The organism is Streptomyces sp. NPDC104313, assembly GCF_055583985.1.
Genome location: NZ_JBVJMW010000003.1, coordinates 249177 through 263773 on the forward strand (window position 1 = coordinate 249177; position 14597 = coordinate 263773).

A 14597-nucleotide genomic window follows, 5' to 3' on the forward strand; every position below is an offset into this window, starting at 1 on the left:
GAGCCGTCTGTGACGCAACGCGCCGAAGGATCTGCGCCGCCGCGGCGGGCGGCGCCGAGACCGGCGGCCCGGCACCATGGGAAACGGTGCCGGGCCGTTGTCGGCTCGCTGCCCCGTGCGTACGGCATCGCTCAGGCGACGGGCGCCGAGCGGAGCAGTTCCTCCAGCACCACCGCGATGCCGTCGTCCTCGTTGGACGCCGTGATCTCGTGGGCGACGGCCTTCAGGTCGTCGTGGGCGTTGGCCATGGCCACGCCGTGGTGGGCCCAGCCGAACATCGGGATGTCGTTCGGCATGTCGCCGAAGGCGATCGTGTCGGCCGCCTTCACGCCGAGCCGGCGGGCGGCCAGCGAGAGGCCGGTCGCCTTGCTCAGGCCCAGCGGCAGGATCTCGACCACGCCGGCCCCGGCCATGACCACGTCGACCAGGCTGCCGACCGCCGCCCGTGCGGCGAAGGCCAGCGCGTCGTCGTCCAGCTCCGGGTGCTGTATGTAGACCTTGTTGAGGGGGGCGGTCCACATCTCGGTGGCGTCGTCCACGAAGAGGTACGGGAGCGGCCCCTCCTGCACCTGGTAGCCGGGGCCCACCAGCACCTCGCCGTCCAGCCCGTCGCGGCTGGCCGCCAGGTGCAGCGGGCCGATCTCCGCCTCGATCTTGGACAGCGCGAGACCGGCGAGCTGCCGGTCCAGGGTCAGCGAGGTCAGCAGCTTGTGCTCGCCCGCGTGGTAGACCTGCGCGCCCTGACCGCAGACCGCGAGCCCCTCGTAACCGAGGTCGTCCAGAATGTGCCGGGTCCAGGGGACCGCACGTCCGGTGACGATGATGTGCGCGGCGCCGGCCGCCGTGGCGGCGGCCAGAGCCTCGCGGGTGCGCTCGGAGACCGTGTCGTCGCCGCGCAGCAGGGTGCCGTCGAGGTCGGTCGCGACGAGCCTGTAGGGGAAGGTCACTTGGCGACCGGTTCCAGGACCTCGCGCCCGCCCAGGTACGGACGGAGCATCTCGGGCACCCGGACCGAACCGTCGGGAAGCTGGTGGTTCTCCAGAATCGCCACGATCGTGCGCGGTACGGCGCAGAGCGTGCCGTTCAGCGTGGCCAGCGGCCGGACCTTCTTGCCCTCGCGCATCCGGACGGACAGGCGGCGGGCCTGGAAGCCGTCGCAGTTCGACGCGGAGGTGAGCTCGCGGTACTTGCCCTGGGTCGGGATCCACGCCTCGCAGTCGAACTTCCGCGAGGCGGAGGAACCGAGGTCACCGGTGGCGACGTCGATCACCTGGAAGGGCAGTTCGAGGGCGGTGAGCCACTGCTTCTCCCACTCCAGGAGCCTGCGGTGCTCGGCTTCGGCGTCCGACGGGTCGACGTACGAGAACATCTCGACCTTGTCGAACTGGTGGACGCGGAAGATGCCGCGGGTGTCCTTGCCGTACGTGCCGGCCTCGCGGCGGAAGCACGGGGAGAACCCGGCGTACCGCAGGGGCAGCTTGTCGGCGTCGATGATCTCGTCCATGTGGTACGCGGCGAGGGGGACCTCGGAGGTGCCGACCAGGTAGTAGTCGTCCTTCTCCAGGTGGTACACGTTCTCCGAGGCCTGGCCGAGGAAGCCGGTGCCCTCCATGGCGCGGGGGCGGACCAGCGCCGGGGTGAGCATCGGGACGAACCCGGCCTCGGTGGCCTGCGCGATCGCCGCGTTGACGAGGGCGAGCTCCAGGAGCGCTCCGACGCCCGTGAGGTAGTAGAACCGTGAGCCGGAGACCTTGGCCCCGCGCTCCATGTCGATGGCGCCGAGCGCCTCGCCGATCTCCAGGTGGTCCTTGGGCTCGAAGCCCTCGGCGCCGAAGTCCCGGACGGTGCCGTGGGTCTCCAGGACGACGAAGTCCTCCTCGCCGCCGACCGGCACGTCCTCGTGGACGATGTTGCCGAGCTGGAGCAGGAGCCGCTTGGCACTCGCGTCGGCCTCGTCCTGGGCGGCGTCGGCCGCCTTGACGCCGGCCTTGAGCTGCTCGGCCTTCTTGAGAAGCTCGGTGCGCTCCTCGGGGGTGGCCTTGGGGATCAGCTTGCCGAGGGACTTCTGTTCGGCACGGAGTTCGTCGAAGCGGACGCCGGACGACCTGCGCAGCTCGTCGGCGGAGAGCAGGGCGTCGACGAGGTCGACATCCTCTCCACGGGCGCGCTGGGAGGCGCGAACACGGTCGGGGTCCTCACGGAGCAGGCGAAGGTCAATCACCCCTCCAGGCTACCGGTGTGCGGATCTCGCACTCGAACCGATATTGCCGAGCGTGTCACTATGACCGAATTGCCGGAATTGATATTCCTGAGGGGGAATCGCGGACGGCCCCGGTGCCGGAGAAGGCCAAGGGGGGCTGGAGGGAAGGCTCGGGGTGAAGGTCGCGGGTGTCAATAATGGCGGTTAAGTCCCCTGAACGGGGCAGGAGGCGCGGCCCGCCTTGACGTATCGGCCTTGAGGTGGGCGGGAGTTGAGGGGTGTGTCGGCCGCTGTTGTCCACAGAGGGTTCCGTGCCGGAATAGTTATCCACAGGCTGTGTGGAAGTTCTGTGGATGCAGGAGGACATTGTTCCGGAACTCGGACGAAGCCCCGTGGAATCCCCGCCCAAACGCGTTCCACGGGCTCGTTCGCGTGGGAATTCCTTGCCCCAAAGAGTTGATCAAGGGAATTGAGGGGACATAGGCGACTCACGTCGACTCATGCCGCCTCGCATGTCTGTGGATGACTCCGGGGTTGCTGGGTTGATTTGTCGACGATGTCGCATTGGGGTGTCGACTTGTCCCCAGGTCGAGAACTCTCCTGTGGATAACTCCCCGGAGAGCGTGACTATCTGTAGATCGCACCGCTGCGAAGCGCTCAAGGAGGCCGCCCCCGCGCACTTCTCGTGCCGGTGGCTCCTCCCGCACCTTCCGTCAGATCCGGCCGTCCTGGCTGCGCGCCAGCCAGTCGGAGGCTTCCGTGAACGTCGCGTCCGATGTGCCCGCCCGCAGCGGCCGCACCTCGTCCGGGGAGACGCCCGCCCGCGGGTACGAGCCGAGGAACCGCACCTTCGGGCTGATCCGCTTCAGACCCATCAGGGCCTCCCCGACCCGCCGGTCCGCGATGTGCCCCTCGGCGTCCACGGCGAAGCAGTAGTTGCCGATGCCCTCACCGGTCGGGCGGGACTGGATCAGCATCAGGTTGACGCCGCGCACCGCGAACTCCTGGAGCAGCTCCAGGAGGGCGCCGGGACGGTCGTCGCCCAGCCGGATCACCACGGAGGTCTTGTCCGCGCCGGTCGGTGCGGAGGGCCGGGCGGGCCGGCCCACCAGGACGAAGCGCGTCTGGGCGTTCTCCGCGTCGTGGATCTCCGTCACCAGCGGCTCCAGGCCGTAGGTCGCGGCGGCGAACTCCCCGGCGAACGCGGCGTCGTACCGCCCCTCCTGGACCAGCCGGGCCCCGTCCGCGTTGGACGCCGCCGACTCCCACAGAGCCCCCGGGAGGTGGGCCGACATCCAGTTGCGCACCTGCGGCTGGGCGGCCGGGTGCGCGGTGACCGTCTTGATGTCCGACAGCTTGGTCCCGGGCCGTACCAGCAGGGCGAAGGTGATGGACAGCAGCACCTCGCGATAGATCATCAGCGGTTCCCCGCCGGCCAGCTCGTCCAGTGTCGCGGTGATGCCGCCCTCGACGGAGTTCTCGATCGGCACGAGCGCCGCCGCCACCTCGCCACCGCGCACGGCGTCCAGGGCGGCCGGCACGGACACCATCGGGACGAGTTCCCGGGTGGCGGCTTCCGGGAGCGTACGGAGGGCGACCTCGGTGAAGGTGCCTTCGGGACCGAGATAGGCGTAGCGCGTGGCTGACATACGGTCACCCTAATGCGCCCCGCGAGGCCCGCCGCGCTGTCTCAGAATGCGGTCGGGAGGGCGCGGGCAGGCCATGCCACGAGCGCTTCTGGGCCGGAGCGAAGAGGGCGCGGGCGCCCTACGACTCCAGCAGCCGCTGTCCCACGTACTCGCCCTCCGCCGCCCCGCCCGGCACCGCGAACACCCCGCTCGCCTCGTGCCGGAGGAACGGCGACAGCGCGTCGCCCCGGTCGAGCTTGCGCTGCACCGGCACGAAACCGCGGAACGGGTCCGCCTGCCAGCAGACGAAGAGGAGCCCGGCGTCCGCGGTACCGTCCTCCGCGATGCCGTCGTGGTACGAGAACGGGCGGCGCAGCATGGCGGCCCCGCCGTTCTTCTCGGGCGAGGAGATCCGGGCGTGGGCGTCGTCGGGGATCACGAGCCTGCCGTCCGGGCCCGCCTTGTCGAGGTTCATCTCCGTGGTCTCGGTCCCCCCGCTCAGGGGCGCCCCGTCCGCCTTGCGCCGTCCGATGACCCGCTCCTGGCGCTCCACCGGAAGCTTCTCCCAGTCGTCCAGGAGCATTCTGATCCGGCGGACGACGGCGTACGAACCGCCCTCCATCCACTCCTGCGGCTTCCCGGGGGACGCGGGGACGAAGACGCTCCGGTCGAAGTCCTCGTCGGCCGGCCGCGGGTTTCCGGTCCCGTCGATCTGGCCCATCAGATTGCGGGCGGTCATCGGCCGGGCGGTCGCGCCGGGGGTGCGGTTGAAGCCGTTCATCTGCCATCGCACCCGCGCCGTGCCCGCGGCCTCCTTCTGGAGGGCCCGCAGCGCGTGGAAGGCGACCAGCGCGTCGTCCGCGCCGATCTGCACCCACAGGTCGCCGTTCGACCGCTCTGCGTCGAGCGCGTCGGCGGAGAACGCGGGCAGCGGGTCGAGCGCGGCGGGCAGGCGGGTGGTCAGACCGGTGCGCGCGAAGAACGTACGGCCGAAGCCGAAGGTGACGGTCAGGGACGACGGCCCCGCGTCCAGGGCGATCCCGGTGTCGTGCCCGGGGCCGTCCGGCCCGCCCGCCGTGGGGCGGCCCGCCATCAGCTCCTTCGCCGCCGCCGACCAGCGCCGCAGCAGAGCCGCCGCCTCCTTGCGACCCCCGCCCGCCGCGAGGTCGAAGGCGACGAGATGGCCCCGGGCCTGAAGCGGAGTGGTGATCCCCGATTGATGTTTCCCGTGAAACATCGACTCGGTCGCCCCGACGGTTGTCAGCGCGGCCGTCTCCTCGGGGCGGGTGGCGGCGTACCCGGCGGCCCCGCCTCCGGCTCCCAGCACCAGCCCCGTGGCGCCCGCCGTGCCCAGCAGCCGCCGCCGCGATACTCCGGAACCGCTGGTGCTGTCGCCGCCCGGGGAGCCGGTGGTGGGGCTGCCCGGGGAGTGGGTGGCGGCGGTCTCGTCCGGCGTCTGCTTCTTGGTCTTGCTCACCGTGCTCAGCCGATCTTCGCGTTCTTGTCGATGGTGACCTGGTCGATGTCCGACGTCCGTACCGTGACGTCGACCTTCCAGTCCCCGGCCATCGGAATCTGTACACCGCTCGCCGACCAGTGTCCTTCGGCCAGCCGGTCAGGGACGACCGGCAGCGGGCCGATGTCCTTCGACTCCAGGGTGAGGGCCAGCTTCAGCTCGGGAACGTCCATCGGCTCGCCGTCGCTGCCGTCGATCCACACATGCAGATCGTTGGATCCGGTGCGGCCGGGGTCGATGCCGATGCGCACGGTGCCCTTGCCGTTCTGGCCGCCGGTGTCGAACGGCATGCTCAGGTTGACCGGGCCGCCGGCGGCGGGGGCGGTGGCCGCGGTGGCGCCGCCCGCGGCCTCCTCCTCCGTACGGCCCGGTTCGGTGGACGTCAGCATGGTGGTGACGGCCAGCAGGACGACGGCGACGGCGGCTTCGGCCAGGACCGAGCGGCGCAGCCCGGAACGGTCCGGGTCGGCGTCCCGCATCCGCTTCTTCTTGGTCGCGGTCAGGACGGCCCGCTGACGGGCCAGTTGTGCGGCACGCTCGGGGACGACGTCGTCGTCGGAGGTCTCTGCCGACGTGGCCGGGGCGGTGGTCTCCGGCTCGGTCGCGGCGTCCTCCTCCTCGCCTCCTCCGGAGGACCCGGCTTCGGAGGAGGCGACGGCGGTGTCCGTCAGCCGCCCTGTCCAGCGCCGGGAGAACCAGGCGGCGGCGAGCAGGACGGCGATCAGCGCCACCTTGAGGATCAGCAGTTGTCCGTAGCGCGTCCCGGTCAGCGCCGACCAGGATCCGACCTGCCGCCAGGACTGGTAGATCCCGGTCACCGCCAGGACCACGACGCTGCCGAACGCGACCGTGGAGAAGCGCCGGACCGCGGCGCTCCCGATGTCCGGCGTCCGGTACAGCGCCACCAGGAGCGAGGCGAGTCCACCGAGCCACGCGGCGACGGCCAGCAGGTGTGCCACGTCCACCGGCATGGCGATGGACGTCTGGATGCCGGTCGAGGCGTGCTCGGACATCGCCCAGGTGGCGGCGATGCCCGCCGCGACCACCCCGCCTCCGACGGCGAGGCCGAAGGTGAGGTCCTTCTTCTCCTGCTCGTCCTCGCGCCGGGCGTACGTGCCGAACAGCACGGCGATGAACAGGGCTGCGGCCCCGAGCAGCAGCAGCCGGGAGACGAGTGCGGCACCGGGCTTGGTGTCCAGGACGGACTGGAGGCCGACGAGGTCGAAGGCGTCGGCGAACTTCCCGCTGCCGGTGTACGGGTTGCGCAGCAGCAGCATGACCAGGGTCGCCGCCGTCAGCGTGAGCCAGCCGCGGACCACGAGCCGCTGCATCGGCAGGGCGGACGCGCCGCGCCGCCAGCAGACCAGGACGAACGCGCTGCCGCCGACGAGCAGCACGAACCCGCCGTACGCGGCGTAGCGCGCGATGTCGTAGACGACGCCGACCGGGCCGCCGCCCGCCCCCTGGGAGGACAGGGCCACCGAGGTGTCGGACGGGGCGCCGACGGAGAACGTGAACGCGCCGGAGATCGGGTGGCTGTCGGCGGAGGTCGCCTGCCAGGCCACGGTGTAGGTGCCGTCCGGGAGGCCGGAGTGGAGGGCGACGCCGTAGCGGACGGTGCCGCCCTCGGAGAGGTCGCGCGGTTCGGCTTCGGTGTCGGCGCGCTTGCCGCTGGGGTCGAGGACCCGGATGGAGTCGTCGCCCACGGCGATGGCCTCGGAGAAGCTGAGGGTGACGTCCTTGGGCGCGGTGTCCACCACCGCCCCGTCCTGCGGGTCGCTCCCGGTGAGGGCGGCGTGCGCGGACGCCGGGCCCGCGCCGGCCAGCAGCAGCCCGAACACCAGGCTGACCAGCGCGGCGAGGAGCGCGGCGGCGGCGACGGGCCGTCGTATCGGGGACGGTCCGGCGTGCGGGGCGGTGGCAGACATCGGTTCAGTCCCTCACTGCTTCTTCGGGTTGTGGGTGGTTTCCTTCACCGGCAGGTCGACCGTGATGGGGCCGGCCTTCTCGAAGTGCAGCTCTACGGAGACCTTCTCGCCCTGCTTGGGCTTCTGCTTGAGCTTCATGAACATGATGTGGTTGCCACCGCGTTCGAGGTCGAGCTCGCCGCCCGCGGGCACCTCGAACGAGGAGACCTCACGCATCTTCTGGTTCTTCGTCTCGTGGATCGTGACGTCGTCGGAGAGCGGACTGGTCACCGAGGTGAGCCGGTCCCCGGTGCCGCCGTTGTTCTGGACGACGAGGAAACCGGCCGCCATGTCGCTGACGGGCTGCGGCAGATACGCGCCGACGACCTTCAGCTCCGGCTCACTCCCCGACGAGCACCCGGCCAGCGTCAGCCCCGTGGTGAGGGCGAGGCCGCCGGCGAGAGCGGCCCGGCGGTTCACGGAGTCTCCCCCTTGATCAGCTTGGGGAGATCCTTGGCGTACTCCTCGGGACTGGTGTCCTCGCCGTAGAGCACATACCCCTGGTCCGTCTTCGGGGAGAAGGCGATGACCTGGGCGCCGTGCATCGAGACGACGTTGCCGTTCTTGTCCTTCGTCGGCGCGTCGATGCCGATGCCGATCTGCCGCGCCCCGGCCTGGATGGTCGGGAAGTCGCCGGTGAGACCGGTGAAGGAGGAGTCCTGGCCGGCGAGCCACTTGCCGAGCGAGGCGGGGGTGTCGCGCTCGGGGTCGGTGGTGACGAAGACGACCTGGAGCTTGTCCTGATCGGCCTTGGGCAGCTCCCGCTTGGCGAGGGAGATGTTGCTCATGGTCAGCGGACAGACGTCGGGGCAGCTGGTGTAGCCGAAGTAGATGAGCGTCGGCTTGCCCTTGGTCGCCTCGCGGAGGTCGTACTCCTTGCCGTCGGTGTCGGTGAGGACGAGGTTCGGCTTGGTGAACGGCTGGTCGAGGACGGTAGCGGCCTTGTCCTTCGGAGCGGCGCTGACGTCGACGACGGGCGGGCCCGCCTTGTCGTCACCGGTGCCGCAGGCGGAGAGGGCCAGTGCGGCCGCGGCGGCGAAGGCCACGGCCGTCACTGCTTTTGTGTTGCGCATGGGATGAGGTGTCCTGAACGTGGTGCGGGTGAGGGAACCGGCCGGTCAGGCCGAGCGGCGACGTCCGGCGAGCACGCCGAACGCGATGCCCCCGATGCCGATGACGATGCCGATGATGCCCAGCGTGCGGGCGGTGGTGTCGCTGGACGAGGAGGACGCGACGGTGCTGCTCCCCTTGGACGACGCGTCGGTGTCGGCGGCCTTGTGGCCGTCCGCCTTCTTGGCGTCGTCGGCCGCGCCGCCGTGGCTGTCCTCGGCGGCGGCGGTCAGCTTCAGGACGGGGGCCGGGCTGTCGGGCTCCTCGCCGCCCGCCGAGGGCTCCTCGATCCAGCGGACGACTTCCTTGTTGTCGTACGTCTGGATCGCCTTGAAGACGAGCTGGTCGGCGTCCTCGGGAAGCGCGCCGACGGAGACCGGGAACTGCTGGAAGTAGCCGGGGGCGATCTCGCCCTCGTCCGCGGTCCAGGTCACCTTGGAGACGGCCTCGGCGATCTTCTTGCCGTGCACCTCAAGAGGCTTGTCGAGCTTGCTCTTGGTGATGTCGATCTTCCAGCCGGGGACGGCCTGCGGGGTGACGGACGACAGCGGGTGGTCGGCCGGGAAGTTCACTTCGAGCTTCACCGTCGAGGCCTGGTCGCGCTCGTTGGGGACCTTGAAGTTGAGCGTGGCGTATCCGCCCTTGGCGGCCTCGCCGACCGGCTGGACGCTGACGTGGGCGGCGGCCGGTCCGGCGATCAGCAGGACGGTGGACGCGGCGACACCGCCGACGAGGGCGATACGGGAAAGCTTCATGGCAGGAATCTCCACAGGGGAAACGGAACACGGTGGTCCGGCGCGCGGGTGCGCGGCGGCATCACGACACCTCGTGGTCCGGTTCCGTGGGCGTGTGTGCACAGGGACGTGCACGGGCGGGTCCCGCGGGGTCGGTGGAGGCGTCGCGTCAGGCTGCGAGGGCGTAGGGGGCCGGAGGCCCGCGCCTGATCACCAGGTGCTGCAAGGGATCCCCGACGGCCGGTACCGGCACCTCGTCGCAGTGGCGCGGAAGCCGCGGCCCGGCCATGAGCTGTGTCCGCGCCCCGGCCCGCAGTGCGCGGACGAGGGCGAGCGCGGCACGCAGGGACCGCAGCCGGGCCCCGGCCGCCAGTGCCTGGGCGCTGTGGGCGGAGAGCCGGGCCAGTTGGAAGAGGGCGATCTCGCCGCGCCGCAACAGCCAGCCGGTGGCGAGCGCGACGAGGACGTGGGCCAGCAACATCGGCAGGCTCGGCAGCAGCGCGGAGACCGCGGCGCAGACCTGCGCGATGCCGAAGGCGCTGTCCGGGGCCGCCGACGCGGCGGTCCCGACAGCTCCGGCCCCGTCGTTCGCGAGATGGCCGTGGGCCCCCGTGAGCGTCGACGGGTCGATGCCGGCGGAGGAGATGATGCGGTGGGCGTCGGTCGCGGTCAGCTGCTCCGGGCCGGCCCCGCAGACGAGACCGGCGGCGAACCGGATGAGCGGGTTGTCGCCGCCCGTGGGTGCGGCGACGGCCGGGGCACCGGTGTGGCTGCCGTACGCGAAGAGCACGTGCAGGAGGATCTGCCCCCCGGCCAGCGCGCCCACGATCGACGGAAGGGAACGTTCCCGTCCGGCGAGGACCGTGGCGACGGCGAGGACGCCGAGGAATCCGGCGAGCAGTGTCCACGCGGGGACGGGCGCTCCGGCGGCGAGCGCGTGTCCGGCCGCGGACAGCCCGACGCAGGCCGCGGTGAACACCGCGGCCCTCATGAGCCGCAGACCGGCTCCTGCGTGTGCGAGAGGCGTGGACATGACCGGGACATCATCGCACCGCACGCCCCCGCGCGGTACGGCAGGTCCGGAAGTTCAGACTCCGTCCCCAACCGTGCTTGTTGAGCCTGTTCGCGGGGGATGTACGGACAGGGGGGCGCGCACCGGGGCACCGGACGGACACCCGGTGACCCGGTATCAGGCGGTCCATACACCGGGCGGCCAAATACCCACATCCGCCGAATGAGGGCTTTCCCATCAGATCCGTGCTTACGAAGTGCCGAGGGAGGCAATACGTATCGATACGTCGAGCCGCAGCCAGGAGGCTGAAAGATGAGCATCTGGTGGTCTCTCCATTTGCGGCGCGAAGCCGCGAGCGTTCCGCTCGCCCGTCGTTTTCTGCTCGGCACCATGGAAACCGCGGGGGTGGACCCGGACATCTCCTTCGACCTGTCGGTCGCGCTCAGCGAGGCCTGTGCGAACGCCGTCGAACACGGCGGTGACCGGACGGCTCTCGGAGAGCCGGGGGATTCCGGACACGGACGCCCTGCCGCGGACACCGGGCAGTACCGGGTCACGGCCTATCTGGACGGCGAGAAATGCCGTATCGAGGTCAGCGACTCGGGGCCGGGCTTTCCCGCCCGGCGCGTGCTTCGCCCAGCCGCGCGTTCCGAACAGCACCCGCAGCACCCGCAGCACCCGCAGCACCCGCAGCACCCGCGGGACGCCGAAGCCGAGAGCGGCCGGGGCCTCGACCTCATCCAGCAGCTCTCGGACCACGTCCAGTTCGGCAACCGGCCGGGCCACGGCGCGGTGGTGCGCTTCGACAAGGTCCTGAAATGGCGCGAGGGCGCGCTGCTCACCGTGTAGTGAGCGACGCGCCCTCCCAAGAGGTACGGCGGTGGGTCAGCCCTTCAGCCGCGCCATCCAGGCCTCGACCTCGTCCGCCCGGCGGGGCAGCGTGTCGGAGAGGTTCCGGTTGCCGTCCTCGGTGACGAGGATGTCGTCCTCGATCCGGACGCCGATGCCCCGGTACTCCTCGGGCACGGTCAGGTCGTCGGCCTGGAAGTACAGACCCGGCTCCACGGTCAGGCAGACGCCCGGCTCCAGGACGCCGTCGACGTATGCCTCGGTGCGCGCGACGGCGCAGTCGTGGACGTCCATGCCGAGCATGTGGCCCGTGCCGTGAAGGGTCCAGCGGCGCTGGAGGCCGAGCTCCAGGACCTTGTCCACGTCCAGGTCGCCGAGCAGGCCCCACGCGATGAGCTTCTCGGCGAGCACGCGCTGCGAGGCGTCGTGGAAGTCGCGGAAGGTGGCGCCGGGCCTCACGGCGGCGATGCCCGCCTCCTGGGCCTCGTACACCGCGTCGTAGATCTTGCGCTGGAGCGGCGAGAACGTGCCGTTGATCGGCAGGGTGCGCGTCACGTCGGCGGTGTAGAGGTCGTTGGTCTCCACGCCGGCGTCCAGGAGCAGCAGCTCGCCGGCGCGGACGTCGCCGTCGTTGCGGACCCAGTGCAGGGTGGTGGCGTGCGGACCGGCGGCGCAGATCGAGGCGTAGCCGATGTCGTTGCCCTCGATGCGGGCGCGCAGGAAGAACGTGCCCTCGATGAAGCGCTCGCTGGTCGCCTCGGCCTTGTCCAGGCTCTTGACGACGTCCTCGAAGCCGCGCGCGGTGGCGTCGCACGCCTTCTGCAGCTCGGCGATCTCGAAGGCGTCCTTCACTAGACGGGCCTCGGAGAGGTGGACGCGCAGTTCCTCGTCGCGCTCCGCGGTGACCTTGTCGGTGAGGGCGGCCTCGACGGACGCGTCGTGGCCGCGCACATTGCGGACCGGGCCGGTGGCCTCGGTCAGTGCGGCGGTCAGCTCGCGGACGTCCTTCGCGGGGATGTTCAGCAGCTGCTCGGCCTCGGAGAGGGAGTTGCGTCGGCCGACCCACAGCTCGCCCTGGCCGTCGAGCCAGAACTCGCCGTTCTCCCGGTTGGAGCGCGGCAGCAGGTACAGGGTCGCCTCGTGGCCGCTGCCCGCAGGCTCCAGGACGAGAACGCCGTCCTGGGTCTGGTCACCGGTGAGATACGCGTACTCGGTGGAGGCGCGGAAGGCGTACTCGGTGTCGTTGGAGCGGGTTTTCAGGTTGCCCGCGGGGACGACCAGGCGCTCGCCGGGGAAGCGGGCGGAGAGCGCGGCGCGCCGGGCGGCGGTGTGCTCGGCCTGGGCGATCGGCTGGAGGCCGTGCAGCTCCGTGTCGGCCCAGCCCGACTTCATGTTGTCGGCGAGCTCGTCGGAGACGCCCGGGTACAGGCCGTTCTTCCGCTGCTTGACCGCTTCCTCTGCCTCGTTCTCCTCGGTCTCCTGCTCCGGGTTCTCCGGGATGAGCTCCTCAGACACGATGTGTTTCTCCTTGAGTACGACACTGGACCATCACCCATCGTACGGGCGTACGGAAGGGGTCCCAGGGCCGAAGGACCTGCTACCGGAGCGACCGCCGACGGATCAGTCGAAGGGGGCGGCGGGCCGGTGTGAGCGGTCTGCCGGCCTGGGCGGTCAGTCGAATGGGGCGGTCATGTGAAAGGGACGGTCATTCGAAATGGGCGGCGAGGATCACGACGTCCTCGGCGGATTCACTCCGGTCGAGGCCGTCGGGCAGCATCGTGCGCAGGACGTGATCGGCGACGGCCGCCGGATCGTGCCGGTCCGACTTCGGTACGGAGGCGGCGGCGGAGTGCAGACGGGCGAAGGCGCGGTCCATCGCGTCCCCGGTGCGGCGCAGCAGCCCGTCCGTGTAGAGCAGCACCGTTTCGCCGGGCGCCGGGCTGAACTCCACGCTCGGCGCCTCCCAGCAGGCGAGCATCCCCAGCGGGGCGGAGAGCGTGGTCTCGACGAACTCGCAGCGCCGCTCGCCGAGTACCAGGGGCGGGGTGTGCCCGGCCCCGGCCAGTACGACCCTGCGCGCGGCGGGCTCGCAGTAGGCGAAGAGGGCGGTCGCGGTCCGCGCGGGTTCGGTGAGCCGCAGCAGCAGTTCCAGGTCGGAGAGGACGGCGACGGGGTCCTCGCCCTCCATCACGGCGTACGCCCGCAGGCTGGCCCGCAGTCGGCCCATGGCGGCCATGGTGCTCGGTCCGGACCCGCCCACGGAGCCGACGGCGAGGCCGAGCGTGCGGTCGGGCAGCGGCAGGGCGTCGTACCAGTCGCCGCCGCCCCGGGGGCCGGTGCGGTGCCGGGCGGCGAGCCGGACGCCGGGGATCCGGGGCAGCCGGCTGGGCAGCAGCTCCTCGGCGACGGCGGCGACGTCCGCGCGGGCCCGCTCCAGCTCGATCAGGCGGGCCAGGTGCTCGGTGGCGTAGCGCGCGTAGAGGCCGGCGAGATGGCGCTGCTTCGGTGTGGGCTCGGCCGGTTCGTCGTAGAGCCAGAGGGCCGCTCCGAGACGGCCGGCCGCCTCGGAGGTGAGCGGGAGGGCGTAGCCGGCGGCGTAGCCGAGCCGGGCGGCGACCTCGCGGTGCCGGGGGTCCAGGTCCTTCTCGCCGAGCAGGTCGGGGCTGGCGACCCCGTCGGCGGTGTCCGGTAGCCCGTCGAGAGCCCGGCCGAGTGCGGTGGCCGCGCGCGGCACGGTCTCGATGTGGCCGAGCTCGGCGTGGCTGAGCCCGAGGCCGAGGGTGGCTGAGGGACCTTCGCCGTTCGCCGGTTCCAGAACGAGAAGTCCGCGACGGGCGCCGACGAGGGCGGCTCCGGCGTGCAGCAGCTCGTTCAGGGCGCCGTCGAGGGTGCTCGTCCCGGCCAGCCGCTCGGTGAGTTCGTGCAGGGTCGTGAGGTCCGAGACCCAGCCCGCGAGCCGGTCCTGGATGAAGGCTCCGGGCGGTCCCGGAACCTCCGTCAAGGGGGCGGCACTGTGCGTTGAAACCGGAACCTCTGGATTGATTCCAGCCACTTTCGGCAGGTGTGGGGCGCTCATGGCAGCCAGCTTTCCGACCCGTGTGATGCGTCGAATAGCATCGCAAACCCCCATGTGATTCTGCGCCACTATCAATGCATCCACATGTACACGCACAAGTAACCTGATGTCCAGTATTGTCCCTTCGGGTACCGGGTGATTCATGCTCTCCCGATGTCGGTTAACTTGGCCGAAAAATGCACCCTATGGGTGCTATTTACGATCGACTGAGCCTGCTCAACAGGGGTACCTCCGGGGTCAAGTCGCCGGAGGAGCGTCATTCCGGGCATGCTGGGTACGTAAACGGTGATGCGCGGGTGCGGTTGTGATCGCCCAGGAACCCGGCAGCGGGTTCGGGCGTCCTTACCCGTGAAGGTGTCGTACCCGCCCCGGACGGCGGGGTTCGCACCAGAGCGGTAGGCGAGGTGCGTGCCGCCCTCGCCCAGCGATCGCCGGTCCGGCTCGACCCGCACGGTTCGACCCGCACGACTCTGCCAGGGCAGCACGACTCCGCTCGGTCAGTTCG

At 71.0% G+C, this 14597-nt stretch carries 12 protein-coding genes; 1 reads left to right on the top strand and 11 read right to left on the bottom strand.

Annotated features, from left to right (window positions below; translation table 11 throughout):
- Positions 1 to 131: 131 nt before the first annotated feature.
- The 9 genes from ACZ60Q_RS08190 to ACZ60Q_RS08230 form a co-directional block, all read right to left on the bottom strand.
- A complete protein-coding gene (locus ACZ60Q_RS08190) occupies positions 132 to 947 on the bottom strand; it encodes an HAD family hydrolase (RefSeq protein WP_469630110.1) in 816 nt (271 codons plus the stop codon).
- Positions 944 to 2221, bottom strand: coding sequence for a serine--tRNA ligase (serS, locus tag ACZ60Q_RS08195; RefSeq protein WP_469630112.1), 1278 nt, complete (start codon positions 2219 to 2221; stop codon positions 944 to 946). Before serS ends, ACZ60Q_RS08190 begins: the two co-directional genes overlap by 4 nt.
- Positions 2222 to 2913: 692 nt before the next feature.
- On the bottom strand, positions 2914 to 3849 hold the full coding sequence (gene pheA, locus ACZ60Q_RS08200; RefSeq protein WP_469630115.1) for a prephenate dehydratase: 936 nt from the start codon (positions 3847 to 3849) through the stop codon (positions 2914 to 2916).
- Positions 3850 to 3967: 118 nt separating this feature from the next.
- A complete protein-coding gene (efeB, locus tag ACZ60Q_RS08205) occupies positions 3968 to 5305 on the bottom strand; it encodes an iron uptake transporter deferrochelatase/peroxidase subunit (RefSeq protein ID WP_469630118.1) in 1338 nt (445 codons plus the stop codon).
- Between the two features lie 5 nt (positions 5306 to 5310).
- The gene (locus tag ACZ60Q_RS08210) at positions 5311 to 7272 is read right to left on the bottom strand and encodes a copper resistance CopC/CopD family protein (RefSeq protein WP_469630121.1); all 1962 of its coding nucleotides are present in this window, start codon (positions 7270 to 7272) and stop codon (positions 5311 to 5313) included.
- A gap of 12 nt (positions 7273 to 7284) precedes the next feature.
- Entirely contained in the window at positions 7285 to 7731 is a 447-nt protein-coding gene (locus tag ACZ60Q_RS08215; RefSeq protein ID WP_469630123.1) for a copper chaperone PCu(A)C, read from the bottom strand.
- Complete coding sequence (locus tag ACZ60Q_RS08220; protein ID WP_469630126.1) at positions 7728 to 8384, bottom strand: SCO family protein; 657 nt, start codon at positions 8382 to 8384, stop codon at positions 7728 to 7730. Before ACZ60Q_RS08220 ends, ACZ60Q_RS08215 begins: the two co-directional genes overlap by 4 nt.
- Before the next feature lie 45 nt (positions 8385 to 8429).
- Positions 8430 to 9176 (bottom strand): YcnI family copper-binding membrane protein, encoded by a 747-nt coding sequence (locus ACZ60Q_RS08225; RefSeq protein ID WP_469630129.1) that lies wholly within the window; start codon positions 9174 to 9176, stop codon positions 8430 to 8432.
- Between the two features lie 148 nt (positions 9177 to 9324).
- Positions 9325 to 10188 (bottom strand): hypothetical protein, encoded by an 864-nt coding sequence (locus ACZ60Q_RS08230; protein ID WP_469630131.1) that lies wholly within the window; start codon positions 10186 to 10188, stop codon positions 9325 to 9327.
- Positions 10189 to 10479: 291 nt separating this feature from the next.
- Here ACZ60Q_RS08230 and ACZ60Q_RS08235 point away from each other — a divergent pair, with 291 nt between their 5' ends.
- Positions 10480 to 11016, top strand: coding sequence for an ATP-binding protein (locus ACZ60Q_RS08235; RefSeq protein WP_469630134.1), 537 nt, complete (start codon positions 10480 to 10482; stop codon positions 11014 to 11016).
- 36 nt (positions 11017 to 11052) lie between these two features.
- Here the strand turns inward: ACZ60Q_RS08235 and ACZ60Q_RS08240 are convergent, their stop codons facing one another.
- Together ACZ60Q_RS08240 and ACZ60Q_RS08245 are read right to left on the bottom strand one after the other, a co-directional pair.
- On the bottom strand, positions 11053 to 12531 hold the full coding sequence (locus ACZ60Q_RS08240) for an aminopeptidase P family protein (protein ID WP_469630135.1): 1479 nt from the start codon (positions 12529 to 12531) through the stop codon (positions 11053 to 11055).
- A gap of 190 nt (positions 12532 to 12721) precedes the next feature.
- Positions 12722 to 14092, bottom strand: coding sequence for a PP2C family protein-serine/threonine phosphatase (locus tag ACZ60Q_RS08245; RefSeq protein ID WP_469630138.1), 1371 nt, complete (start codon positions 14090 to 14092; stop codon positions 12722 to 12724).
- Positions 14093 to 14597 lie beyond the last annotated feature (505 nt).

What these genes read in the sequence shown, in the direction of transcription:
- ACZ60Q_RS08245 (WP_469630138.1), bottom strand. Translation starts at nt 14,092, where the DNA reads ATGAGCGCCCCACACCTGCCGAAAGTGGCTGGAATCAATCCAGAGGTT.
- ACZ60Q_RS08235 (WP_469630134.1), top strand. Translation starts at nt 10,480, where the DNA reads ATGAGCATCTGGTGGTCTCTCCATTTGCGGCGCGAAGCCGCGAGCGTT.
- ACZ60Q_RS08220 (WP_469630126.1), bottom strand. Translation starts at nt 8,384, where the DNA reads ATGCGCAACACAAAAGCAGTGACGGCCGTGGCCTTCGCCGCCGCGGCC.
- pheA (WP_469630115.1), bottom strand. Translation starts at nt 3,849, where the DNA reads ATGTCAGCCACGCGCTACGCCTATCTCGGTCCCGAAGGCACCTTCACC.
- ACZ60Q_RS08225 (WP_469630129.1), bottom strand. Translation starts at nt 9,176, where the DNA reads ATGAAGCTTTCCCGTATCGCCCTCGTCGGCGGTGTCGCCGCGTCCACC.
- ACZ60Q_RS08230 (WP_469630131.1), bottom strand. Translation starts at nt 10,188, where the DNA reads ATGTCCACGCCTCTCGCACACGCAGGAGCCGGTCTGCGGCTCATGAGG.
- ACZ60Q_RS08210 (WP_469630121.1), bottom strand. Translation starts at nt 7,272, where the DNA reads ATGTCTGCCACCGCCCCGCACGCCGGACCGTCCCCGATACGACGGCCC.